The organism is Pseudogracilibacillus auburnensis, assembly GCF_003201975.1.
Classification (GTDB): Bacteria; Bacillota; Bacilli; order Bacillales; family Amphibacillaceae; genus Pseudogracilibacillus; species Pseudogracilibacillus auburnensis.
The window spans coordinates 14,796-41,247 of sequence record NZ_QJJQ01000026.1; the positions used below are offsets into that span (position 1 = coordinate 14,796).

At 34.1% G+C, this 26,452-nt stretch carries 19 protein-coding genes; all 19 read left to right on the forward strand.

From position 1 onward, the window contains the following. Window positions 1–25: 25 nt before the first annotated feature. The 19 genes from DFR56_RS21730 (at window position 26) to DFR56_RS23180 (ending at window position 25,324) form a co-directional block, all read left to right on the forward strand. On the forward strand, window positions 26–3,304 hold the full coding sequence (locus tag DFR56_RS21730) for an ATP-binding protein (protein WP_110397561.1): 3,279 nt from the start codon (window positions 26–28) through the stop codon (window positions 3,302–3,304). A 181-nt stretch (window positions 3,305–3,485) separates the two neighbouring features. Then, on the forward strand, window positions 3,486–6,764 hold the full coding sequence (locus tag DFR56_RS21735; RefSeq protein WP_110397562.1) for an ATP-binding protein: 3,279 nt from the start codon (window positions 3,486–3,488) through the stop codon (window positions 6,762–6,764). A 274-nt stretch (window positions 6,765–7,038) separates the two neighbouring features. Next, window positions 7,039–7,446 (forward strand): DUF4870 domain-containing protein, encoded by a 408-nt coding sequence (locus DFR56_RS21740; RefSeq protein WP_158525765.1) that lies wholly within the window; start codon window positions 7,039–7,041, stop codon window positions 7,444–7,446. A gap of 450 nt (window positions 7,447–7,896) precedes the next feature. Continuing rightward, window positions 7,897–8,565, forward strand: coding sequence for a sugar transferase (locus tag DFR56_RS21745; protein ID WP_110397563.1), 669 nt, complete (start codon window positions 7,897–7,899; stop codon window positions 8,563–8,565). A gap of 22 nt (window positions 8,566–8,587) precedes the next feature. After that, window positions 8,588–9,631, forward strand: a complete 1,044-nt coding sequence (galE, locus tag DFR56_RS21750) for a UDP-glucose 4-epimerase GalE (RefSeq protein ID WP_110397564.1) — start codon at window positions 8,588–8,590, stop codon at window positions 9,629–9,631. 124 nt (window positions 9,632–9,755) lie between these two features. Beyond that, on the forward strand, window positions 9,756–11,030 hold the full coding sequence (locus DFR56_RS21755) for a lipopolysaccharide biosynthesis protein (RefSeq protein WP_110397565.1): 1,275 nt from the start codon (window positions 9,756–9,758) through the stop codon (window positions 11,028–11,030). A 146-nt stretch (window positions 11,031–11,176) separates the two neighbouring features. Further along, the gene (locus DFR56_RS21760) at window positions 11,177–12,175 is read left to right on the forward strand and encodes an ATP-grasp domain-containing protein (protein WP_110397566.1); all 999 of its coding nucleotides are present in this window, start codon (window positions 11,177–11,179) and stop codon (window positions 12,173–12,175) included. A gap of 88 nt (window positions 12,176–12,263) precedes the next feature. Further along, the gene (locus DFR56_RS21765; protein WP_110397567.1) at window positions 12,264–13,220 is read left to right on the forward strand and encodes an EpsG family protein; all 957 of its coding nucleotides are present in this window, start codon (window positions 12,264–12,266) and stop codon (window positions 13,218–13,220) included. Between the two features lie 51 nt (window positions 13,221–13,271). Beyond that, complete coding sequence (locus DFR56_RS21770; protein WP_110397568.1) at window positions 13,272–14,351, forward strand: glycosyltransferase; 1,080 nt, start codon at window positions 13,272–13,274, stop codon at window positions 14,349–14,351. Window positions 14,352–14,393: 42 nt separating this feature from the next. Beyond that, window positions 14,394–15,512: a glycosyltransferase gene (locus DFR56_RS21775; protein ID WP_110397569.1), complete on the forward strand. Its 1,119-nt coding sequence runs from the start codon at window positions 14,394–14,396 to the stop codon at window positions 15,510–15,512. Between the two features lie 51 nt (window positions 15,513–15,563). Beyond that, the gene (locus DFR56_RS21780; RefSeq protein WP_110397570.1) at window positions 15,564–16,760 is read left to right on the forward strand and encodes a glycosyltransferase family 4 protein; all 1,197 of its coding nucleotides are present in this window, start codon (window positions 15,564–15,566) and stop codon (window positions 16,758–16,760) included. 46 nt (window positions 16,761–16,806) lie between these two features. Beyond that, window positions 16,807–16,983, forward strand: a complete 177-nt coding sequence (locus tag DFR56_RS23175; protein ID WP_158525766.1) for a hypothetical protein — start codon at window positions 16,807–16,809, stop codon at window positions 16,981–16,983. A 14-nt stretch (window positions 16,984–16,997) separates the two neighbouring features. Further along, complete coding sequence (locus tag DFR56_RS21785; protein WP_110397571.1) at window positions 16,998–18,014, forward strand: GDP-mannose 4,6-dehydratase; 1,017 nt, start codon at window positions 16,998–17,000, stop codon at window positions 18,012–18,014. Between the two features lie 988 nt (window positions 18,015–19,002). Further along, the gene (locus DFR56_RS21790) at window positions 19,003–22,554 is read left to right on the forward strand and encodes a leucine-rich repeat protein (RefSeq protein ID WP_110397572.1); all 3,552 of its coding nucleotides are present in this window, start codon (window positions 19,003–19,005) and stop codon (window positions 22,552–22,554) included. A gap of 162 nt (window positions 22,555–22,716) precedes the next feature. Further along, window positions 22,717–23,316: a hypothetical protein gene (locus DFR56_RS21795; protein ID WP_110397573.1), complete on the forward strand. Its 600-nt coding sequence runs from the start codon at window positions 22,717–22,719 to the stop codon at window positions 23,314–23,316. 30 nt (window positions 23,317–23,346) lie between these two features. Continuing rightward, complete coding sequence (locus DFR56_RS21800; RefSeq protein ID WP_110397574.1) at window positions 23,347–24,321, forward strand: hypothetical protein; 975 nt, start codon at window positions 23,347–23,349, stop codon at window positions 24,319–24,321. A 97-nt stretch (window positions 24,322–24,418) separates the two neighbouring features. Further along, window positions 24,419–24,739, forward strand: a complete 321-nt coding sequence (locus tag DFR56_RS21805; RefSeq protein WP_158525767.1) for a DUF4282 domain-containing protein — start codon at window positions 24,419–24,421, stop codon at window positions 24,737–24,739. 164 nt (window positions 24,740–24,903) lie between these two features. Continuing rightward, on the forward strand, window positions 24,904–25,110 hold the full coding sequence (locus DFR56_RS21810) for a hypothetical protein (protein ID WP_110397576.1): 207 nt from the start codon (window positions 24,904–24,906) through the stop codon (window positions 25,108–25,110). 37 nt (window positions 25,111–25,147) lie between these two features. Continuing rightward, window positions 25,148–25,324, forward strand: coding sequence for a hypothetical protein (locus tag DFR56_RS23180; RefSeq protein WP_158525768.1), 177 nt, complete (start codon window positions 25,148–25,150; stop codon window positions 25,322–25,324). Window positions 25,325–26,452: the final 1,128 nt, after the last annotated feature.

The following is a 26,452-nucleotide window of genomic DNA, read 5'->3' on the forward strand; positions in this document are numbered from 1 at the left end:
TAGTTTACTAAGGGGGGAGGAAAAGTTGAAAAGAGGAATCGTAGCACTATTCATCCTACTTTTGTTTCAACTAATGGTTCCAATGAATATCTTTGCAACTGATACTGACACAGAAACAATTTATTTACTACCCGACATGAACCGTACTCCTATAAAGGAACACCTATATATTTTAGAAGATAAAGAGAAAAAATGGAAAATTGATGATGTTCTGAGCGAACCAAGAGCAAGTCAATTTCAAAAAAATAGAGGAGGAATTCCGAATTTTGGATATACTTCATCCGCGTATTGGGTTTATTTTATCGTCAACAATCAAACAGAGGCAGAGAAATTTCTTTTTGAAATCGGCTATCCTTCACTAAATGATATTGAACTATATATTTATGATGATACAGGATTAAGTGAAAAAATATTAATGGGTTCAAAATACCCATTTAATGAAAGAAAGCTTTTTCACCCAAATTTTTTACGAATATTTGAATTAGAACAAAATGAGACGATTACTTTATATATTCGATTTGAGTCAAGAACATCTCTACAAATGCCATTGTATATTTATGAGCAAAGTGGTTTTATTCAAACAAGACAGTTTGATATTTTAATTTTGGGAATTACATATGGGATTCTCGGTGTGATGGCACTATATAATTTATTTATTTTTTTCATTCTTCGACATATGAGTTATTTATATTATGTTCTTGTTATACTTGCTACATTTTTTTCAAACCTCTCTTTCACAGGTGTAGCTTATCAATATTTATGGCCAAATTTTCCAAAATGGAATGAACTTTCGGTCGTCTTTTTTTTAGTTTTGGGAATGGTTTTTGCAGTGCTTTTTGCTTATACATTTTTAGAAATTAAGAAACATTTACCGCGTTTTAAAGTTCTCTTTCAAACTGCATTCGTTTTAAACGTTCTTTTATTATTTTTTGTTTTGTACGCTGTAGATATTGCTTTGAGGCTACTTTCGGTTATCATTACAGCAATGTTTGTACTCATTTTATTGTCAGCTCTTTTAAGTTGGAAACGGGGACTTAGGCAAGCAAGATTTTTTATTCTAGCTTGGGCTATTTTTCTTTGTGGTGTATTTTTAACTGTTTTATCTGATGGTGCATTTATTCCACTGAATACTTTTACAAAGTATTCCGGCCAAGTTGCCGCGATGATTGAAGTTGTTTTGCTTTCCTTTGCTTTAGCAGATCGAATTAATATATTACAACGAGAAAAAAATGAGGCAGTTCAGCAATTATATAGAAGTCAAAAGCTTGCAAATGAAAGTCTAAGACGGGCTGATACATTAAAGGATGAATTTTTGGCGACGACTTCGCACGAATTGAGGACCCCGTTAAATGGAATTGTCGGAATTGCTGAAACTTTACAAGAAGGTGCTGTTGGAAAATTATCTAAAGATGTTCAGGCACAATTGTCTCTTATCGTTTTAAGTGGAAAGAGATTATTTAATTTAATCAATGATATATTAGATTTTTCCAAATTAAAAAATAAGGAATTGCCTCTCGCACTTGCTCCAGTAAATATGAAAGAAATAGCAGATGTAGTCATCATGATGTGCACGCCATTGATGAATGGTAAAAAAATTAAAATACATAATCGAATTGAAGCATCTACTGCTCTCGTTCATGCGGATGAAAATAGAGTTCAACAGATTTTATTTAATATCATTGGAAATGCGATTAAATTTACAGATGAAGGAAACATCAATATTTCGGCAAAAGAGGAGAATCATCAAGTAAAAATATCTATTTCAGATACAGGAAGAGGAATTTCTCCTGCCGAAGTCCCTTATATTTTTGACCAATTTCAACAGGCGCAGTTTAACGATGGGCAAGCAGTTGGTGGAACAGGTATTGGGTTAAGCATTACGAAACAATTGGTAGAATTGCATGGTGGAGAAATAACGGTAAAATCCAAGGTGAAACAAGGAACAACTTTTTACTTTACACTTTTAAAAAGCGAAGAGGAAATAACTTCTAAAAAGGAAGTAACCTCCTCGATTGCTCCTGTTGTACCAAGCGAGGAGTTGTCGTTAATACCAACCGTTAATAAAACTATTTCCGAGGAACGTACATCTACTATTTTGATTGCTGATGACGAAATAGTTAATTTACAAGTCCTTGTTCATCAATTAACGTTAGACGGGTATTCTGTGATTTATGCTCAAAATGGAGAAGAAGTTTTACAAAAAGTGCAAGAAGAAGAGGTTGATCTTGTTATTTTAGATATCATGATGCCTAAAATGTCTGGATACGATGTGTGTAAGCATTTAAGGGAAAAGTATTCGTTAATGGAATTACCGATTTTAATGCTAACTGCGAAAAACCAATTACAAGATAAGCTAACTTCTTTTGAAGTTGGAGCAAATGATTATTTAACAAAACCATGTGAAAGGAAAGAACTTCTTTCACGTGTTAAAACATTATTACAATTACACCATTTAAATAAGCAACTTATTCAATTTAATCGCATATTAGAAGAAAAAGTGAGGGAAAGAACAAATAAATTGGAATTATCCAATCGAACATTAACAGACGTCTTACAATCTAGACAACAATTGTTAGCTAATATTTCACATGAATTAGGTACACCAGTCACAGTTATTCATGGATATGTACAAGCTGTTCGAGAAGGACTAATTCCAGTGAATGATGAAAATTATTTGCGTTTAGTTTTCGATAAAGTAACAATATTAAATCGTTTAATTGATGATTTAGCTGATTTATCTAAGTTGGAAGCGGGACAATTAAGATTTAATAAACAAATTGTCGAGTTAAGAGAGTGGATAAGCGATATGAATAAAACTTATGAATTAGAAGTAAAAAATGCGGATCGAATGTATCATATGAAGTCAGATAGTTTAGAACTATTTTCTGATTATGTTTGTGAAATTGACATTGAACGTATGGGTCAAGTTTTTTCAAATATATTATGGAATGCGATTAACCATACAGAAGTGCAAATAGGTAAAATTTCAATCGACGTACATATTATCTCGTCGAAACACGAAGTATTGTTTGCAATAGAAGACAATGGACACGGAATAGCGCAGGAAAATTTACCGTATATTTTCGAGCGCTTCTACAAAGGAACGGAAGAAACGAATAAAAGATTTGGAGATAGTACTGGATTAGGGCTTGCGATTTCAAAAGAAATTGTAGAGGCGCACGAAGGTAGAATTTGGGTAGAAAGTGAAATCGATAAAGGAACAATTTTCTATCTTGTATTACCCTTTATCTACCTAAAAGAAATGGATAGTAAGGAGATTTTATATGAGTTTTCAAAAAAATAAAATAGCTGTTGCTTTCAGAAAATATGTAATCTGAAGCTTACTTTAGGGCATAATGTACGATCCATTTGGACTGTAAAAAAAGCTTTTGGCTTGAAAATTCAGCTTATTTAATAAAAAGATCTTAAAAAAGTACTTATAATGATCAACTAGAGCAGTTATATTTAGTAGAAGGAGGAAAAAGATGATGAAAAATACGTTAAAACTGTGCATGACTATTTTGATCATCTTCATCTTCTGCCTATGGATACGGGACACGGTTCAAGGACATACGAGTTTAGAACATAATACATTAATTATCCTTGATGAAAAGACGGTAAATAAAGACTTGTATGAAACGTTTCTGATTTTATCAGATAATGAGAAAAAACTCAGTATTGAAGAAGTTGCCTCCGGTAAATATGATGCAGAGTTTGTGCCAACTGAAGCGTTTGATAGCAAGATTGGTTTTTTTGAAATTGCCAAGTGGGTAAAATTTGATCTCCGAAATGAATCAAATGAAAAAGAATGGGTCTTAGAATTTGCCTTCCCACTCATTTACCAAATACATATTTACACAGAAGATGAATCTGGAATAAACAAGGTTGTTACATCTGGTGCTGACTTTCCTTTTGCAGAGCGTGAAATTAACCATAAGCATTTTATCTTTAATTTAGATATCAATCCATATGAAACAAAGACCTATTACATCTTGATATATGGTGGGGGTGATTTACATCCTCCGATCAATATTTGGGAAAATGATGCCTTTATTGAGAAAATACAAACTGAACATATTTTATTTGGATTTTTTTATGGCATCATCACAATTATGATTTTATATAATTTGTTTCTTTATTTTAGTTTGCGGATTCGATCGTATTTATATTATGTGCTAGCGATTAGTTGCACATTGATTGGCTATATGGCACTGAATGGTGATGGCTTTAAATACTTATGGCCTAGTTATCCTGCTTGGAATCTCATTTCTGTTTCAGTTTGGGTGAGCCTTGCGTGTATGTTTATTCTTTTGTTTACGAAAGAATTTCTTGATACAAAACGAAACGTACCATTATTTAAAGTTGTCTCGATTATTTTAATCGGATTGAACGTTATGATACTACTATTTTTGCCTATCAACCATTTTATTTCGCTAAACATCATGTTTTTAAGTACATTTAGCACATTTACAGCTGTTGTGACAGTCGGATTTATTTGCTTGTTTAGAGGAGTAAGAGAAGCGCGTTTTTTTGTCATTGGGTGGTTAGTGTTTTTGTCTGGTACTTTTATTACTATTTTAGAGCGGGCAGCCGTTATTCCTTATTCGATGTTTACAGAATATGTTGGTCAAGGAGCACTTACGATTGAAGTTGCTTTATTGTCTTTGGCACTGGCTGATAAAATTAATATAATGAGAAAAGAAAAGGAAAAAGCCGAAAGGACAGCACGAGAAAGTCAGGAACTAGCAATCGAGAGCTTGCGAAGGACGGATGAACTAAAAGATGAATTTTTAGCCATTACATCACATGAATTACGCACACCATTATATGGCATGATTGGTATAGCTGAGTCATTAAGGGATGGCGTGGTAGGAAAATTATCCCACGATATGAGTACACAGCTTGATATGATCATTATGAGTGGCAGACGCTTATCACATCTAGTGAATGATATTCTTGATTTTTCTAAATTAAAACATAATAAGCTTGCAATTGAATTTAAGCAAGTGAATTTATTTGACTTGGTGCAAGTAGTCTTTACGATATGCCAACCCCTCTTAAAAGATAAACCAGTTCGTCTTGTCAACCGCGTTTCGTCCGATTTAGCACCTATATTAGCAGATCCTGACCGACTACAACAGATTATGTACAACTTAGTTGGTAATTCAATTAAATATACTGATTTTGGTGAAGTCCGCATAACGGCGGAACTTGTTAATAATGAATTGGTTAAAGTATATGTTTCTGATACAGGAAAAGGAATTGCATTGGAATATCAAAAAGATATTTTTGAACCGTTTCAACAAGGGATCTCAGCGACAAGTGAGCCCATTGCTGGGACAGGAATCGGTCTAAGTATAGCAAAAAAATTGATCTCCCTTCATGGAGGAGAAATTACGGTCCAGTCTGAAGTTGGCAAAGGAACAATATTTAGTTTTACTCTCCAGTTAGGTCATTTGCAGGGACAAGCAGAGGAAGAAATTGCAGTATCGCTTAAGCCATTTAGCCACTTTGATCCTGTCCTGACTAAACCTAATATATACTTAAACAAAAAAGCAATTAGAGTTCTTGTAGTTGATGATGAGCTCATAAATTTACAAGTTGTCATGAATCAGCTCATGTTAGAAGGGATGGATGTGATGAAAGCGACATGTGGAGAGGAAGCATTACAGTTAGTTAATCAACATTCCTTTGATTTAGTCATTCTTGATATTATGATGCCGAAGATGACAGGATATGAAGTATGTGAACGGTTAAGACAAACATACTCCTTATTGGAATTACCCATCTTAATGTTGACTGCAAAGAGTCAAGTACACGATAAAATAATGGCATTTGAGGTTGGAGCAAATGACTATGTAACCACACCTTGTGATAAAGAGGAATTATTATCGCGTGTGAAAACATTGGCACAATTAAAATCAATGAACGATGAATTAACGACATTGAATGTAAAATTGGAAACGAAAGTAAAGGAACGTACAAAAGCACTTGAGTTAGCAAATGAAGACTTGTCAGATAAAAATCAATCGTTAATCGAAATGGCAGAATCGAAACGTAATCTTTTAGCAAATATAGCACATGATTTAGGAACCCCTGTTATGCTGCTCCATAGTTATATTCAGGCTCTTCATGGCGGGCTTATTACTGGAGAAGATGAGTATTATTATAAATTAGTCGATGACAAAGTTAAAGTGTTAAATCGACTTATCGATGATTTGACTGATTTATCGTATCTTGAAGCGGGACGAACTAGTTTACATTTGCAAACGTATGACTTATTTTCATGGCTAGAAAGGGTTTATCAAAACCTTGCTTTAGAGGTTCAAACGTACGGCAGAAAATTTATAGTAGATCCAGTACATTTGATAGAAAATCAATTTAATTGTTCCATTGATCTAGAACGAATCGATCAAGTTTTGACAAACATTGTTTCTAATGCAGTAAAACATACTACTGATGAGGAAGGTATCATTAAAATGACGACCGCTTTAAGTAGTGATAAGGACTGTCTTATTATTGGTTTGCGTGATAATGGTATTGGCATTAGTCGTAAAATGCTTCCACTTATCTTTGATCGTTTTTATCAGCAGCCATCCATTACGCTTGATAAAAAGCAAACAGGATCAGGTATTGGTTTAGCAATTGTGAAAGAGATTATTCAAGGACATCACGGAAAAGTTTGGGCAGAAAGTGAAAAGAATGTTGGAAGTACCTTTTACATATCTCTCCCAATCAAAAATCGTCAGAAAGATACCGTTTAATAAAAGGTATCTTTGGATGAGTGTAGATATTGGCAGTGATAAAAATGTCCTCTTAACAAACTTATCTGTTAAGAGGATTTTTTACGTGTTAGTAAATGAGTTTTTTATGTCTGTGTCTGGAATTATTTCATACACAAAAAAATAGTAACTTTTCTATGTTTAGAAATTATTAATCAATGGAAGGTTTAGAAAATATTATATTTGAATATTAACCTTGATTTAACTTTGAACAGTTATCGTAAAAGGTAAAGGGAAATTCGAAGGAGGTAATGACATGACAGATCCGAAATCAAAAAAACAAACCGTATTTAAAGACGTGTCTGAGGAGTATGATAACAAAGAAAAAATTACTTTAGCAAAAACTCACTCTGGATTACAAGAAAACCTTGCAGGAGCACTTTGTTATCTTGCTTGGGCAATGACGGGTATCGTTTTTCTTTTCATAGAAAAAGAGAATCACTTCATTCGTTTTCACGCTTTCCAATCTATCATTCTATCTATTGCTGTATTTGTTCTCGGGATTGTACTCGCATTCATTCCAATTATCGGACTAATTTTTTCCTTAATACTCGCTCCAGCCGTTTTGTTTTTATGGATATTTATGATGTGGAAAGCGTACCAAGGAGAGATGTTCAAATTACCAATCACCGGTGAGATGGCAGAAAAACAGATAAGTAAATAAGCGCTCTATTCACTAGAAATATCAACGATTTAATTTAAAGGGGGATTTTGTTAAATATGATAAATAAATGCTGTAAGTAGGTGAAATCTTTTTTAACGTAATCTTAACCTTAGGTTTTACCATCCGATAAAAGTACAATTTGACTCTCTATAAATGGAATAAAAAAAACTGGAAAAAATACGATTGCAAATGTTTTATCCGAATTTAAAGAATGCGTTTAAATCTAAACCAGATACAGGTTTATAGCTATTTATTTACAGTTAAAGATAAGGTTGAACCGGATTTTAAAATGATTTTTATTAGTAAAAATTGATCAATTAGAAAATTTATTTTATGAAGTTTACCTGTAATTAACTTTCGCTATCTATGATTCTATTTAAATGTCAAAGCTTCAAAATTCCTACATGTAAATATCAACGAGGGGGGAAAAGTGATTGGAGGAAGGGTTTAATGCGGCAAATAAAAGCTAATGAAAAGAATTTGTATGAAGAATATATATATATAGTGGAAATGCCAAAATTAAAAGATGCCCACCATAACACTTATTATATGGTTGGCAAAAGGTTTATAGATCTATTTATTTCTATTTTATTATTGCCAAAAGTGCTCGTTGTCATATTACTGTTTTCCATTCTGATTAAAATTGAATCACCTGGTCCTGTGCTTTTTCTTCAAGAACGAGTTGGACGGAATGGTGAATATTTTAAGGTGATAAAATTGCGTTCTATGTTTATGAACGAGGAAGCAAATGAAACAGTATGGACAAAAAAAGATGATCCACGAATCACGAGAATAGGTAAATTCATTAGAAAGACGAGGATAGATGAGTTACCTCAAATATTTAATGTATTAAAAGGTGAGATGAGTATCATTGGACCAAGACCAGAACAGCCGCTACTAACAGCAAAGTTTGAACAAAAATATCCAGGTTTTATTAAAAGGCTAATTGTTAAACCAGGAATTACTGGCTGGGCACAGGTGAATGGAGGATATGAACTTTCACCGGATGAGAAAATGAACTTGGACTTCTATTATATTCAAAATAAGAGTGCTTTATTAGATATGAAAATAATGTTAAAAACAATGAAGGTAGTTGTAACTGGCGATGGTGCTAGATGATTTTTTCAAGGAGAGGTTGAAGATGAGTATTCTCGTTACAGGGGGACTAGGTTTTATTGGAAGCCACACGACAATTGAACTGCTGGAAGCTGGCTATGACGTTGTCATTATAGATAATTTAAGTAATAGTTCAAAAGAGATAAAAAATAAAATCGAAACAATAACAAAGAAGCAGGTAAAAACATACTACATTGACTTGTTAGAGAAAGCCGCATTGAAACAGATATTTATGAGGCATCATATAGAGTCGGTTATCCACTTTGCTGGTTATAAAGCCGTTGGGGAATCCGTTGGACAACCATTAAAATACTATATTAATAATATTGTTGGGACATTAAATTTATGTCAAGTGATGGATGAATTTAAGGTGTATCATTTAGTCTTTAGTTCTTCAGCAACTGTTTATGGTGCACAAACAAAATTACCATTAACAGAGGAATCTTCTGTGAAAGCAATCAATCCATATGGCAAAACAAAGTTATTCATCGAGGAAATATTAAAAGATGTCTCAAATTCTAACCATAAGTGGAAAGTGTTGTTATTTCGTTACTTTAATCCTGTCGGTGCACATCCGAGTGGAAAAATTGGTGAGTTTCAAAATGGGAAGCAACACAGTCTAATTGCTGCTATCTTTCAGGTATTAACAGGAGAATTGAAATATTTTAAGGTATTTGGAGGTGACTATGAGACAAAAGACGGTACTTGTATTCGTGATTATATTCATGTTGATGATTTAGCAAAGGGGCATATTGCAGCATTGAAAAAAATAGATGATTTAGATCAAGTGGAAACATTTAATCTTGGAACAGGGCATGGCTATAGTGTTCTGGAAGTGATAAAAACATTTGAGAGAGTTTTAGGTCGAAAAATACCATATCAAATTAAGGAACGAAGGCCAGGTGATATAGCAATATCTTATTCAGATCCAACAAAGGCGAATGAAAAGCTTAATTGGAAGACGGAAAAAACGTTGGTTGATATGTGTACAGACGTTCTCAGGTGGGAAATAAAGCAGAATCGTTTACCGGAATTAATGAAGGTTAGCAGTATAAATGCTATGAAATAAAGGGCATGGTATTTGTTATGAAAAAATTGATACGGCAAATGGTACATATGAAAAGCTATGTCTTCGGATCTAACTAAATAAAAGTTCATCTTAAACGACAAATGAATGAGTAGGGGATTATAAGGTGCGACGTCGTATAAAAGAAAATACATTTATAAAAAATATTACGATCATGATGTCTGGAACAGTATTCGCACAAGTGTTGAACATTCTCTCGGCACCATTGTTAACGAGGTTGTATGTACCTGAAGATTTTGGGGTGTTTGCATACTATACATCTATTTTAAGTGTTTTAACGGTAATGATGACATTAAAGTATGAAACGGCAATTGTGCTTCCAAAATCTGATCGTGATGCATCAAATTTATTACTCTTGTCGATGATGATTACCACAATCATTGCACTATTCATTTTAATGATTATATCGATTTCAGGTTCTTATATTTCCAAAATATTTGGAGCTACTGACTTAATTAAGTGGTTATGGTTTATGCCTATTAGTGCCTTATTAGTAGGGTTAAATAATACATTCGAGTTTTGGTCTACTAGAAATAAAGCATATAGTCATATTACATCTTCTAAAGTACTTAGATCTGTTAGTGTGACAACGATGCAAATCAGTGGCGGTATTGGACGTTTTGGTGCAACTGGGCTGATTATTGGACAAATGGCAGGACAGTTTATATCATCATGCTTTTTGATGTATATGACATGGAAAGAAAGCAAAATGGAAATTGTCCGCTCATTTGAACGAAGAAGTATGATGGATGTAATGAAGAGGTACCGTGACTTTCCATTGTTTAGTTGTTCGCAATCTTTAGTTAATTCAATTTCACAAAATGCAGCACCTTTTATTCTAGGTTTTTTTTATGGTTCAACAGTAGTTGGTTACTATGCGATTGCCTTAAAACTCATTAGCCTTCCAGCGAGTATTGTCTCTGAATCGGTTCGACAAGTGTTTTTTCAGAAGGTTTCCAGTTTGCATAATGAAGGGAAGCGATTAAGCAATTCGCTAATCAAGATGACTTTGTATTTAGGATTGACAGCGATCATTCCTTCAATTATTTTATTGTTTTTCGCACCAATTTTATTTTGTATCTTTTTAGGAGAAAATTGGTATGAGGCTGGACAGTACTCAAGCTTACTCGTTATCTGGTTGTTTTTTAGTTTTATCAATCAACCGTCCATTGCAGTAATTCAAGTACTTTTAAAGCAAAGAATTTTATTGTTGTATGAAGTAACATTGTTTATTTGCAGGGTTTTGGCAATGATACTCGTTGCATTCAACTACTCATCTGTTATAAGTATAGCTGCCTATAGTGTGATAGGTGCTGTTTTTAATGCCATGCTCGTTTTATCAGTTATTATTTATACAATGAATAAGGAAAAAATGGAATAAAAATTGTAATGACGATTACAAGCTGATCTTGCCATAACATATGCATTCAGTTTTTTTGTCACCAATTTTGTTCTACTTACGCGTAAAGCAATTCGCAACTATGAAAGAATAATACATGTCTCTAAAAAGCAGTGGGGTGTTAATGAATGAAGATAGGGATTTTAAATGAATTTCTTCAAAATGAACAACAATACATCCAGGCATGTAAGGACTTGGATGTCGATTATGAAGTAATTAACTTTATTTCAAATGATTGGATTGAAAATATCGAAAAATCGGCATGTGATATTTATTTAGTCCGTCCATCTTATAAAAAAGATGTCTGGAAGCGGATGTATGATGAAAGGTTATATTTCTTGAACAAAGTGATGAAGAAGCGAATTTATCCTTCATATGAAGAAATATTGCTATACGAAAATAAGAAAAATATGAACTATTGGTTAAAGCTACATAAAATTGTCCATCCCAACACATGGATTTTTTATGATAAGGATGAAGCAAAAGAGTTTTTACACGCATATGAAGATTATCCAATCGTGTTTAAAACGAGCTTTGGCAGTTCCGCCTTAGGTGTACGTTATATAAGAAATAAAAGGGAGGCATTCCGTCTTCTGAATCAAGTGTTTACGAAATGGAAGTTTTTTAACCGGGGGTATACGAATTGGTATAAAACGAAGTATAAATTATCGTACCCTTTGATGGATGATAAGCAATATAATTTCATCCTTTTTCAAGAAAAATTAAACGTAAAACATGAGTGGAGAATGATCAATGTTGGAGGTTCTTATTTTGGTCATCATAAATTGATTCAAGATGGCTTCCATAGTGGTGGCGGTAAGATGGGATGGGCAGACCCGCCAGAAGCATTACTAAATTTAACGAAACATATTTGTGATATTGGTAATTTCAGTTCAATGAATGTAGATATTTTTGAAGATGATGAAGGAAATTATTATGTCAATGAATTACAGTCTCTATTTGGCAGCAATCATCCGTCACAAATGTATGTCGATGGGAAACCTGGACGCTATATTCATAAATGCGCGAACGCGAAATGGGTTTTTGAAGAAGGGATATTTAACACGAATGGTTGCTATGATTTACGAGTGCGTGATGCGATAAAACAATGGAAGGAATGTTCATGAACTGTATCAAGTGATCAAAGGAATTACCAAAAATAGTTTTCAAATGAAAGCTAACTTTAAAGCCATCATAAAAGAAAGGTAATTCATAATGGAGGATACGAATAAAGTGCCGGTTGCTAATAAATATCGAAAGCGGTTTTACTATTTATTTACCTTTGTTGTTGGCCTAATTTTAGCGTTAAGAAAAATACCATGGGCAACCGATGATCAGAATTATTTAAACTATGTTACGTATAGTCATTTGTTATTTTCCAATACCGTTGATAAAGCACTTCATAATCCCTTATTTATTTTAGTCAACGAGCCGATATGGTTACTTTTGAATAATTGTTTTAATCTTATTTTCGAACCAGAAACGGTCATAAGAATATTTATATTCTTTTCCGCCGTTAGTGTCCTTTATGCTTTGGGTAAAATAACGAACTATTCTTTCTTGACGATATTTTTCTTTTTGTTCTTAGTACAAATCATTAAGAATCATATATTACATTTACGCCAGGGACTCGCTGTTGGAATTTTTTTATTAGGATTTACGAGAGAAGGTAAAAAGGGGATTTTGTTACGTTTCATCACCCCTTTTATTCATACCAGCTTTTGGTTTGTATTATTTATCGAAGTTTTTGAAAAATGGACGAAAAATTTTTTTACCCTTTCTGCAAGATTAGTCATCTTTATCGTTTCAGCTTTTAGTTTTGTTTTTACTATTCCGTTTCTGATGGAATTATCGGGTGATAGAAGGATCAAGCTGTATGCAGGTTATGAAGCTGGAAGTTATTATGGTTTTCTATTGTGGTTGTTGATGGGATTGTTATTTTTTTTGTTAGTGAAAAAAAACGAGACGGGAATTATAGGCAGATATGCCATCATTTTATACGTCCTTACTTACTTTTTTATTGATTTTGGTGCAAGACTTTTTGAAAATTATATTCCAATCATTGTCGCTGCTATCTTGATGTCAAATAAAGAATCAAAAGTTATTTTGGTATTCGTTTTAATAATATACGGGGGGATTACTTGGTATTCATGGGATGGATTCTCCTTTTAATATTTGCTTAATTTACCTTGCACACGTGTGATTACAAAGGTGGTGGATTACATGAAAGTGAAAATTCTTTTTATCATTCCTTCGCTTAAGGGCGGGGGGAGTGAACGTGTGATATCGACTCTATTAAAACATTTTAATAGAGACCATTTCGTTCTTCACTTGGGTCTTAATTCCAGTCAAGGTACTTATGTATCGGAACTTCCACCCGATATTGTTATTCATCATTTTGATGTCTTGAGAGTTCGAAGTGTATGGCTACCTATCATAAAATTAGTATGGAAAATTAAGCCGCATGTAATTTTATCGACACTTGGACATTTAAATATATTATTGCTTTCAATCAAATGGCTCATGCCGAAAAGAACGAAAATAATCGTTCGCGAATCAAATACCGTGTCAGAAGAAATTAAACATAGAGGTTCCCCTAAAATGTGGCAATTTTTATATCGATTCCTTTATAAAAAAGCAAATAAAATTATTTGTCAATCGAATGTGATGAAGCAGGATCTTATAGATAACTTCCATATACCAAGCGACAAGACGGCACAAATTTATAATCCAGTCGATGTGGAGTTAATAGAAAAAAGAAGTAAGGAAAGTCAATCTCCATTTGTGACAGCAGAAAATGGTGTAAATATCGTTGCGATAGGAAGGTTGGCAGAACAAAAAGGACTTTTCTCGTTAATTAAATCCTTTTCGTTATTCGTAAAAAGAAAACCAGATGCGAAACTTTGGATATTAGGAGAAGGTGAATTAGAAATGGAATTAAAAAGCTTAGTATCAAATCTACAACTCTCTCCTTCTATTCACTTTGTCGGCTTTCAACAAAATCCATATGTATGGTTAAAACATGCTGACTTGTTTGTTTTATCTTCGAAATATGAGGGATTACCAAACGTGTTGTTAGAAGCAATTGCTTGTGAATGCCCCGTTTTAGTCAGTGAACATCCAGGTGGAACTAAGGAAATAATGATGATGACACATCAAGATCATCGATATGTACAGAAAGTGAAGTTTGATAGGATCTTTTTTGAAAGGGATATGGCGGTTGGAAAAGAGCTCATAATTGAAAACTTTGCTGTTGAAAAAATAGTGGCACAATATGAATCTATTATAGATAGTTTTAGCTAATTGGATGAACCAAGGGAAATTCAGCGGGGAGTGATTTAAGGGTTGAATAGAATCAAAGTATTATATGTCATTACTGGATTAACAACCGGTGGTGCAGAAATGATGTTATATAAAAACGTTACATTAATCGATCGCCGAAAATATGAGCCAATCGTTGTTTCACTTACACCAAAAGGAGTGATTTCAACCTGGATTGAAGAGGAAGGTATTCCTGTCTATTCCTTACATATAGAAAAAGGAATAAGAAGTATCATTATGGGAGTGTGTCGATATTACAAAATAATAAAAGAATTTAACCCACATATTATTCATGCCCATCTGTTTCACGCTGATTTTCTCTCTAGAATTGTTGGAAAGGTTGCCAGGGTACCGGTAATGATTGGAACGATTCATAGCGAGGATATCGGAGGTAGGAACAGGGAATTATTGTTATTATTAACTGATCGATTAACAGATTACATAACGGTTGTATGCCAAACGATTGCAACAAAATTAATTAGCTCCCGTGTGATTAATAGAAAAAAAACCGAAGTTATTTTTAATGGAATAAATGTAGATGAATTTCAGGTGACTAATCGGAAAGTTATCAATGGTTTTACAGACGAAATTCAAATTTTATCTGTAGGTAGATTGCATAAAGAAAAGAACTTTTCACTTTTAATTGAGGTGGTTGAGGACTTAATTAGCACATATCCTACACTGAAATGTTTGATTGCAGGGGATGGTGAGGAAGAAGAGACTCTTAATCGGTTAGTAAAAGAGCGAGGACTACAGGACCATGTATTTCTATTAGGCAGGCGTTTTGATATCCCCCAATTATTAGCCAATTCTGATTTATTTGTGTTGCCATCCAATTGTGAGGGAATGTCTGTTGCAGTATTAGAAGCAATGGCATCCTCAAAACTAGTAATTGCGACAGATGTTGGTGGAACAGCAGAAATAATACGAGAGGAGACGGGGATAATAATTCCCCCTTACGATAAGCAGCAATTATATTCGGCGATAAAAAAGGTAATCGAAATGAGGGAAAAGAAAAGAAAAGAAATGGGCAAAAAGGCACGTGAGAGAGTAGAAAAAGAATTTGATATTAACGAGACGGTAAAAAAAACCGAAAGATTATATGACCGATTACTAACTGAAAAAGCTCCTTTAAAAGGTTAAGGATCCTAAATAGTAGGTTAGATAGGAAAATACGTGATTTGGAGAGGTTATATGAGAGAGAAAGTTTTGCATATAACGACAGTTGATGTCACTCTTGAAGAAGTGATTATTGATAAAATGAAGGAATTAAAAAAGTACGGCTATGATATTGAACTGATGTCAGATATTAAATATGTGGAAGCAGGGGGATCAGTACACATAAATCTTATTAAACAGGCAGGGTTTACCCATCACTTGATTCCAATTAATGAAGCGATAAGCCCATGGAAAGATATAAAAAGTATGTTGAAGATAAAAAGGTTTTTGGAAAATCATCCTTACGATATTGTTCATACACATACAGCAAAAGCAGGAGTCATTGGGCGAATAGCCGCACGATTGGCGAAGCAACCGGTCATCGTTCACACAAGTCATGGTTTGCCTTTCTATGAAGGTCAATCGAAGGTAAAAAACCTCTTTTATAAATTGGCCGAGAAATTTTCCAGCTATTTTAGTGACGGTTATTTTTCCCAAAATAAAGAAGATTTAAAAAAGATAGAAAGCTTTGTTCCTAAAAGGGTGATCACGGGATATGAAGGTAATGGCATTGATCTATCTAAATTAGATGCATTTGGGCGAATCACAAAAGAACAGGTTGAAAACAATAAGCAAGAATTGGGGATAGATCAAGAAGATTTTATCTTTTTAATGGGTGCACGGTTTGAACCAGTAAAAAATCATTACATGCTATTAAAGAGTTTAACTCAGATAGCAAACAATCATGTAAAAGTGTTATTGGCTGGTCAAGGTTCCTTGGAAAAAGAGATAAAGCAATTTGCTGAAAGGGAAAGACTAACAGATAAAGTTGTCTTTTTAGGATATAGAAAAGATTTATTACGCTTTATGCAAATTGCTGATGCCATCATTTTAACGTCTGAAAAAGAGGGTGTTCCAAGGATTTTAATGGAAGCAATGGCGTGTAAAAAGCCTGTTTTAGCAACAGATGTGTTAGGAACAAATGAGTTGGTTGTCCATCATAAAACAGGGGAATTAGTTGAGCTCAATGATCATTACAAACTAGCTGAAATAATGGATAAATGGTCATCTAAAACATATACAGAAACCCTAAAACAATACGGTCATCATGGAAGAAAACGAATTGAAGAACATTTTACTGAACAAGTTGTCGCTAAACGTATTCATCATTTTTATCAACAAATTATGGCTGAAAAATTTGCAAAGAAGCATATGAATAAAAAGGTGCTTTAATTCAATCTATGGGGTTTATCAGTAATAGTTTATTAGTGTGTGTTTTATGAGAGTTAAGAAAGGATTTATTCTTTTCTTAACTGCCAACGCAGAAATTCGATACATCATTTTTGGTGAGCTTTTTGCACATCCTTTATCTGGGTGGCAGAAAGAATTTTCTGATAATAAGATAAATAAAATTGGAAGATGGACAAAGAAATTGTTTGAAGATCAGTTGGAATAAAGAGGAGATCTTATATGCTGGATAAAAGCAAAGAAATTTTAATAACTGGGGCTGCGGGATTTATTGGGTTTTTTTTGTCCCAAAAACTATTAATGCAAGGTTATAAAGTGATCGGGGTAGATAATTTAAATGATTATTATGACGTATATTTAAAACATACTCGTTTAGAACAATTAAAGGAGTATGAGACATTCACTTTTATTAAAGAAGATATTGCAAACAAAGCGCAACTATTTGATATTTTTGCCAAGTTTAAACCGAGGATCGTTGTAAATTTAGCAGCACAAGCTGGAGTACGCTATTCGATTATCAACCCAGATGTTTATGTTCAAACTAATATTATTGGCTTTTACAATATTTTAGAGGCATGCAGAAATTACGCTGTTGATCATTTAGTATATGCATCTTCTAGTTCTGTTTATGGGAACAATAAAAAGATTCCCTTTGTAGAGACTGATTTTGTTGATGATCCAGTCTCTTTATATGCAGCAACAAAGAAGGCAAATGAGCTGATGGCCCATACGTATAGCCATCTTTATCATATTCCAGCTACAGGACTGCGATTTTTTACCGTTTATGGACCGCTTGGACGCCCGGATATGGCATATTTTAGTTTTGTTGATCAATACTTTAAAGGGGAGCCTATTAAAATTTTTAATAACGGAGATATGAATAATGATCTCTATCGAGACTTTACTTATATTGATGATATTATAATGGGTATTGAGCGACTGTTAAATAACCCGCCTTCTGATGCGACAACATCCCATAAAATATTTAATATCGGTAATAATAGTCCAGAGAAATTAATGACGTTTATTGAAACGTTGGAAAATGCATTAAGTAAGGCCGCTGGAAGAGTGATAGAATTTAATAAAGTGTATGAACCTATTAAACCTGGGGATGTACCAGTAACGTATGCCTCGACAGATTTATTACAAAAGACGATCGGTTTTAAGCCGGGCACATCTATTAAAGTCGGGCTACAAAAATTCGTTGATTGGTATGTAGATTATTATGGTGTGAAGTGAGTGAGGGATGGGGTATAAAATTGGGGTTTTCATAGATGGTTAAGAGATAAATATTTAACGATAACATGTAAAAAGGGAACCATATGTTGGATCCCTTTTTGCGTGATTTTAATTTAAGTGTGAACATGTTGATCGGATTTTATGTAGATTAAAAAGGATCCTCGCTATATAGTGTTTAATACAACTTATTGCGTAGACTCCAAAGCGTAACCAATTATTTGAGTAACAGGTGGAGAATGCTGAGCGAGCAATTGAACTTATTCCTTTATGGAGCCACACTACCTCAGGCGAACAATGTTTATTGCGATGAGTAAATCGCAGGAGTAGGATGTTCTAGTACAGACGTTACCACAAATCTTTACGGTGGGACGAGTACTCGCAGTCCCAGGACGGGGCGTTTTTAGCCAATGGAACTTCTCAGGTCTTCCTTAATCGACCTTTTTGACACGCACTTTTATGGTTGTTTATGGTGTGAAAAGCGAATCAAGGGGAACGATCTAAATTGGCGAATGTCGGTAACATGGTGGGAAAAATAGTTGAATAAATGAAATTGTTTTTGTAGCGGAAAATAAAAACAGCAGAGGATTATATCGAAACATAAAGGTTTTCCTCGCTTTGTCTGTAATAAAATGTGACGATGAAATATCGCTTGCAAAGGAATTCATTTATTGAACGTCTCTTTACGTAATTTTAACATAGGTTGTACTAATCAATGAACAATCCAAGCAGATTTCCTATAGATAAAAAATTCAAATAAATTTAATGAATTTTGTATAAAACTTAACTGCATACAGGTTTAGATGGTTTATTTGTCGATAATATTATCCTGAAATGGATCTGAATAAAGTCTTCAATATCTGACTACTGAGTGGATTCCTACTATATTGTTTTTTATTTTGATTGCTTAACGCACCCTTAACCTAGCACTGTTAGGATTGAACCAATGTAGGAATTTGATAATTCCTACAAATAAATAAGGAGGGTGAAAATGAGTAGTAGGGGTAATAGTTTGAAAGGCATAAGAAAGCACTTAAAAATAAGAAGAAGTTTTCTTATCGTATTTTGTTTTCTATTGCTGCTTAGTCCTTTTGGGACAACATTCAATTATTCAGCCAGGTATGTTCAAGCAGAGGAAGAGAGGATCATTACTGAACAGGTCGGAAAAGATGTGGAAGGTGTATCTTCAGGTAAGGAATCCGGGGAAGGGGATTTTTTAAAAAAAACAGAGGTTGGAGAAGAAGCTGAATTTGATATGGAGGTAAGTGTTCCGACTAAGGATGAGGGAGAGGAAAAAGAAGAACCAGAAAATGAAACGGAATCATCTAGCGATGGCATAGCCGCCCCAGAGATCGTAGACGCTGAGGAGAAAGATGTTGAAATAGAAGCGAGAAATATGCTGCAATTAAATGGGGATATTCAACCCCTTGCGGATCAATCTGATTTCGAAACAATAGATAACAGTGATGGAACAGTGAAGATTACAGCGTATAGCGGGACAGACACAGATATTACGATTCCAAGTGAGATTGATGGGAAAAGAGTAACGGTAATTGGGCAAAGTGCCTTTAGAGATAAAGGTTTAACAAGTGTCATTTTACCAAATACGGTTATGAATATTGAAAGCAATGCCTTCCGGGACAATAAATTAACCGTACTTACCATCCCGCAAACCGTTCAAAAGATGAACCAGTATGCGTTTGCCTATAATGAGCTCGAAAATGTGACACTTGGTAGCGGGTTAACAGAGATAAGCTATGGCGTTCTTAGGGGTAATAATTTAAGACAGATTACGCTTCCAAATCATATCACTAAAATCGATAACCAAGCCTTTTTAAGTAATAATTTAGAGACAATTGTCATACCAGAAACGGTAAAGGAAATCGGTAGTTATGCACTTGCATTTAATAAATTAACGAATGTATCGATTCCAGCAAGTGTCGAAAAAATTGGTGATGATGCGTTCAGAGTGAATGAACTAAGCGAAGTTACCGTCAAAAGTCCTGCTACGATATTTGAAGGTAATCAAATATTTCTTGATAATCAAAGCAATCCAGCAAACTTAATCATAAATGGGCATGATCCATCCACAGCAAAAGAGTATGCGTCTGCCCATGGATATTCATTTCAAGCAATTTTACCAAAGTATGAAACTACTAAAAATAATGATGGGACATTAACCATTACCGGCTACAACGGAATAGACACTGATATCGAAATTCCGAGTGAAATTAATGGGAAAACAGTAACAATTATTGGAGAACATGCTTTTAGTGACAAAGGGTTAACTAGTGTCATTTTCCCAGATACAATTACAACAATTGGAGATTTTGCTTTCCAGAGTAACCGATTAACAGCAATTGATTTGCCAGATCATCTCCTCACTATTGGTGCATATTCATTTGCCAGTAATGTTTTGGAGAAAATGGTTATTCCAAATTCAGTTACACGTATAAATGTTGGTGCTTTCGATAGCAATAAGTTAGATAGAGTGGAATTTGGTACTGGATTAATTTATATCGGTGATGATGCATTTAGAAAGAATAAATTATCATCCGCAAAAATGCCAGATCAACTTACAACAATCGGGATGAAAGCATTTGCTGAAAATCAATTAACATCCATTACTTTTTCAGATAAACTCGAATATATTGGGACTTCGGCATTTGATTCAAACAAATTAGAAGAAGTAATCATTCCAGAAAGTGTTGAAACTATTTTGGATGGATCTTTTAATAATAATAATTTAAAAGAAGTGTATATTTACGGCAAAGACACTGCGATCGTAAGTGGAATGGCATTTGAAGATAATCCAGATAATCTAATTATTTATGGACACGCTGGTTCTAAAGCCGAAGAGCATGCCGAAAAGTATGATCATACTTTTATTGCTTTTTCAACTGTACATTCTGTTAACGAAATGGAGGATATTGAAGTAGATGTTGGAACAACCGCAACAGCTATTCCATTACCAACAAGGGTTGATATAGAACTAGCAGATGGTCGTACATTACAAATCCCAGTAATTTGGGAGGATCCCCTGCCATTTGATGGTGAGGTGTCTGGTGATTATTTAATTACGGGACAGCTTGATCTACCGGCATACATTTCCAACCCTGCGAACTTGAACATAGAAGTTACGGTGAGGGTACAAGAAAAAATATATGAGATTATTGACATACAAACATTGATAGATATTGAGGTAGCGTATGGGACAGAGCTTTCTGATATTCATCTACCAAAGATGGTAACAGCTACTTCAGAAGGTAATAAAGTATTGTTCTTGGATGTCGAATGGGATATGTCATCTTATAATGGCCATGAGCCTGGAACATATACACTATCAGGCACTTTGGAATTAAAGGATAGCGTAACAAACCCTAATAATCTTGTCGCAAAAATTAAGATCATTGTAGAGGAACAACCTAATGAAGATAAAGATCCTGACACGGATAAAATAATTACTGGATCATATTATGCATGGACACCGTTAAAAACAGGGCATTATAAGCAAGGTATGTTGCCTTTGCCAGATTCAGTTAAAGTGACCTTAAATGATGGGGGTAAGGTAGAACTTGAAGTAGATTGGCATGTAGACAGTGAACCTATCTATGACCGAGATGTTGCTGGAGATTATCTATTTAGTGGGGAATTTAAACTGATCGACGGAATTGCTAATCCATATGAACATCAACCAAAATATATGTTCCGATTATCAGATGCTGTAGCGATCGTTAAACATGTCGATGAAGCAGGGAAAGAATTAGCACCTGAAGAAATTTTAACAGGTAAAATGCATGATGAGTATATCACAAAGCCAAAAGAAATTGATGGCTATATCTTAACGGAAACGCCAACAAATGCATTAGGGGAATTTCAATATTTTAGTATAACAGTTACCTATATTTATCGTAAAGATTCAAAAGAAACACCGGAGGAACCAGAAACACCAAGAGACAAAGAGCCAACTGATAATGAAGTTACAAATATTCCTATCATTGGAACGGCAATTGAGGTTGGATCAAAAAAATTATCAGAAGTTCAAGAACTGTTCCCATCTAAAGTAGAAGTAGAATTAGGGGATGGCAGTTTAACTGAACTTTATGTGAATTGGTCAAAGGATAGTAAACCATCGTATAACAAGAATTTAGTCGGCACCTATACATTTTATGGTGAACTAGTACTAAAAGATGGAATTACAAATCCGCTATCACACAAAATAGAATATTGGGTTAATGTAATAGACAGCGATAAAGTAAGTAGGCCAGAGGAAAGTGGCAAAACCCCTGATGATGGAGGGGATCGTTCAGAAAGTCCAAAAGATTCTAAAGACCCTGTGGGTGGGGCTGACTCTGAAGATCTGATCGTAACCGTTGATAAACGGGAATCAAAAGGTACTTCTGTAAAAATTGATGCTACGAATGATGGAAAGACTCTCCCTAAAACAGCGACAGCCTACTATACATTTATACTAGTTGGCTTCATGTTAATCGTCTTAAGTGGAACAACTTATATTATTAGAAGAAGGAAACAGGCAGAGTAAAAAACAGAATTAATGTAAACTTGGGGCTCTTATCAGTTAAACGATATGGAGCCCCATTCATTGCAAAAAAAATTTAAAACAGAATTTCTTAACTTCATTTTAACCTTAGCTAGTTAGTATGTATTTGAAGTGTCAGGACAATTTACAAAAAGGAGAGATTGTATGATGAAGAAACTCATCCATCTACTTACTATTTTAAGTATGAGCATTATATTGGTTGGTTGTATTTCCATCCCGTTTGGAGACGATGTCTTGAAAATTTCAACGGATGGGGTTGAATTTGTTAATGAAGAGAAGAATGAACTTGAGGAAGAAGAAGTAACAGAAGCACAGGAAGAAGTGGGAGAACCAGACGGTGAAATCGAAGAGACCGTGAATGACGCCACACATGAAACAGAGGAAGAGAATACGGAAACAGATTCAGATAATACTCCACAACAATGTGAGGAACAGGATTATTCTGCGATCATGAATGATTTACAAGAAGGATTTTTTATTCCTGACTGTGCCCTTATAGAAAGTGTAACGAAAAACGAGCTAGAATTACAAGCTTATCTTACTGCTGAAGGTGATTGGCAAGATATTTTTACCGATTACCAAACGTTTTTTGGGAGTTCTATCGATGAAGAAAGCCAAAGCCCAGCATCTGGAACAGCACGTTTGAAGGCTTTTCAAGATAAAACTGCAAATATTTACACGGTCATAGAACTTACGCAAAAAGAGGAATTTGTACAAATAAGAATAATTCAACAGTTTCCTTAAAAGGAATAATAGTGGAAGGAGGCAATATGTATGGATATGTCTATTATGAAATTATTTACAAAAACGATGCCATTTTTTATTACGAGAATTTTTATTTATGGAATTTTTGGTCTGGCTGCTCTCATTTTTCTTGGAATAATGGTTGCCATTGGATTTTTAGTTGTAAAGATGTTTGGTGAAAGTTCTGGCGCGTTTCTGATTGTTATGTTGATTGCTTTTGGGGTCGTTTATGGAGCTTTACGGTTTGTGGAGCGATATGTATTGTATATGATAAAAATAGGTCATGTATCAGTGATCGTTGAACTATTACGAACAGGGAAAATCCCAGAAGGAAAAGGCCAAGTTGCTTATGGGAAAGAACAAGTTACGACAAATTTTGGAACAGCAAATGTCGCCTTTGTACTTGATAGTATGGTTCATGCAGCAGTAAGACAAATTCAGCGATGGATCATGCGGGTAGGAGATATGTTCAGCTTTATTCCAGGTTCGAAAAATGTGATCGGAATAATTAATGCAATTATGTCAATAGCACTAAATTATATTGATGAAGCCATTGTCAGTTATATTTTTGTTCGAAAAAGTGAAGGGCGCGATGAAACGGTTTGGAAATCTGCTTCTGACGGTGTTGTTCTCTATGCCCAAAGTTGGAAAGGTATTTTAAAAACATCAGTTGGTTCTGTCATTTTTATTTATCTGTTTAATATTGTTGTATTTCTTATATTTGCCTTTCCACTTATGTTTCTTTCAAAAATGGTAACTTCTAATACACCTGATGCAGGTTTTTTATTCGGGGCTTTAGCATTGATAGGTGCATACGTACTAACAACATTATTAAAACGTGCTTTGATAGATCCGCTTGTAACAATTGCGATGATTCGTTCTTATCAAATAAATATTCGCAGTCTAGAACCTGCCATGGATTTACAGCAAAAACTCTTAGGTGTTTCATCGAAATTTAAAAACTTAGTAAACAAGAGTAAGCAAGAAGAAAACTCGGCTGTCTAATTAAATTACTTTTACAAAAAATTCAAAGAGAGGAAGGAGAACTTTTGCCAGGTTCTCCTTTTGTTTTTTACATTGATCACTGAATGGGGAGATGACAATGGGGAGGATTTTCAATTTTGATAAGATGATAACACCAATTATGATAAAGATTTTGTTCTGGATAGGTATTTTAGTTGCTGTTTTATCAGAATTTTTCATGATTGGTTTTGGGATAGTTTCCAAAAATAGTAGTTATACACCAATAATTTTCGGGCTAATCAGTCTGTTTTTAGGACCAATCATTATTCGCGTGTATTGTGAAATATTAATTATAATTTTTAAAATGCAAGAATCAGTAGTGCAAATCCTTGACTACTTTTTAATAGAACATAAAAATAATCAATTAACTAATCGTGAACCGTACAAAGGTACAGATTAGACTTTAGTGAAAGGAGAATCTTAAAAATGAAGAAAAAATGGTTATCCCTATTCACACTAGGATTGGGATATTAATCCTATCTGGTTGTAATGAAATAGAAGAAATAGTTGGAAAAGTAAATAAAATATTGGATCAGCAATTTAGAAGAAACTGAATCGGAAGAAATGACAACTGAAGATGCTGTTGATGGAGAGAATGAAAGTATGGCAGATAAGGTTGCGAATGATTCAGATGCCAACAAAGCAAATATCGATGAAATAGACGATATTGCGGATGAAATGAGTGACGGCCATGAAAATGAGGCTGACCCAATGTTGTACATTCAACGAGCGTTTACAAAAAGCGGGTTACACAAAAATAGACCCACCTAACGGACTGCGGATTCCCCAAATATTAGATTGGGTGTTCGTGCAGGAAATAAATAATGACCCTTGGGAAGGTGTTTTCTGTTTTGAAACTCAATTAGACGATACGATTACAAAGACAGAAAGTAATTTACAGGCTATGGGAATGGATATAGTGAGTGAGCCTATTACGGTTGAGAGTGACAATAACATTCCACCAAATATCATTTCGAAGATGTGAATGAAATCGTACAAGGTGATATTGTTTATTTTGTTGATGAATATGGAACAACATGTGGAAAAGTATTTTTGGAAATTGATTTTAAATAGGAAAGGGGAGATTTTACTACAAGCATTACCTGTTTATTTTTTATTTCACGATGGGTAATGTATTTGCGTGTAGTGATAATGTGATAGAGAAGATGTTGGGTTGTGGCGCAAATAAACGCTGGAAGTGAGGTTGCTACTGATGAAGGTAGAATGCATATTTATTAAGAACATGCCCATTTTTTGCTAACAAAAAGGTAGAGTAGAACACGTTTTAGTTGTTAAACGTGGTTTAATTAAGGTGGCTTTTCAACCTTTTATATTTAAACTATATTTAGCAAGAAGCACTTGTGAATGATCTGTAAAAAGTCTCAATGCCCTTAGATGATTATTTTGTTCAAGCGATACCCTAATGAAAAAGGTTGTCGAGCAGAGGTTTGTGATATTAATAAATGTGCCTAGCCTATTTATTTTCCGAATGGCACTTCCATAAAAGTCGTGTTCAAAAAGGCTGATAAAAAAGAGCCAAGAAGCTCAAGCCAACACAGAAAATTGATATGTCGTTTTTATTGTCCTTTTTGAACAGCATCTAATAGTGAATATCAACTTCCGATTTTTTTTATCACACAGAAAGCACGATAGGATGTTGTTACAATAGATTATATGGAAAAAACCATTCTTTGCGATTTTTCTAAACCCTTTTTAAATGTAGCCATAGTTTTAGAAAAATGGGCAAACTAAAAAAAAGCTTGACTTTTATTTTTTACCAATGTATTATTGTTATTACTGTTTTAAATAACAGTTTTCGGTGTTGACAAAAAGTTCACACCATGATATAATAAAATTCCTTCCGAAGAAGGGCTTGACTTAATTTTTTCGACATGTTATATTAGTTAAGTCGCCATTTTGGAAGACGATATATTTGCTCCTTGAAAACTGAACAGACACAACATAAATGTCAAGAGAAGTTGAATGTATATTCTATATACTTTTAACCTCGTCTAAATTAAGATAATTTTTGAAGCTAAGACATGTTTTCGGTGAAAACATGATAACCAAACTTTTTATGGAGAGTTTGATCTTGGCTCAGGACGAACGCTGG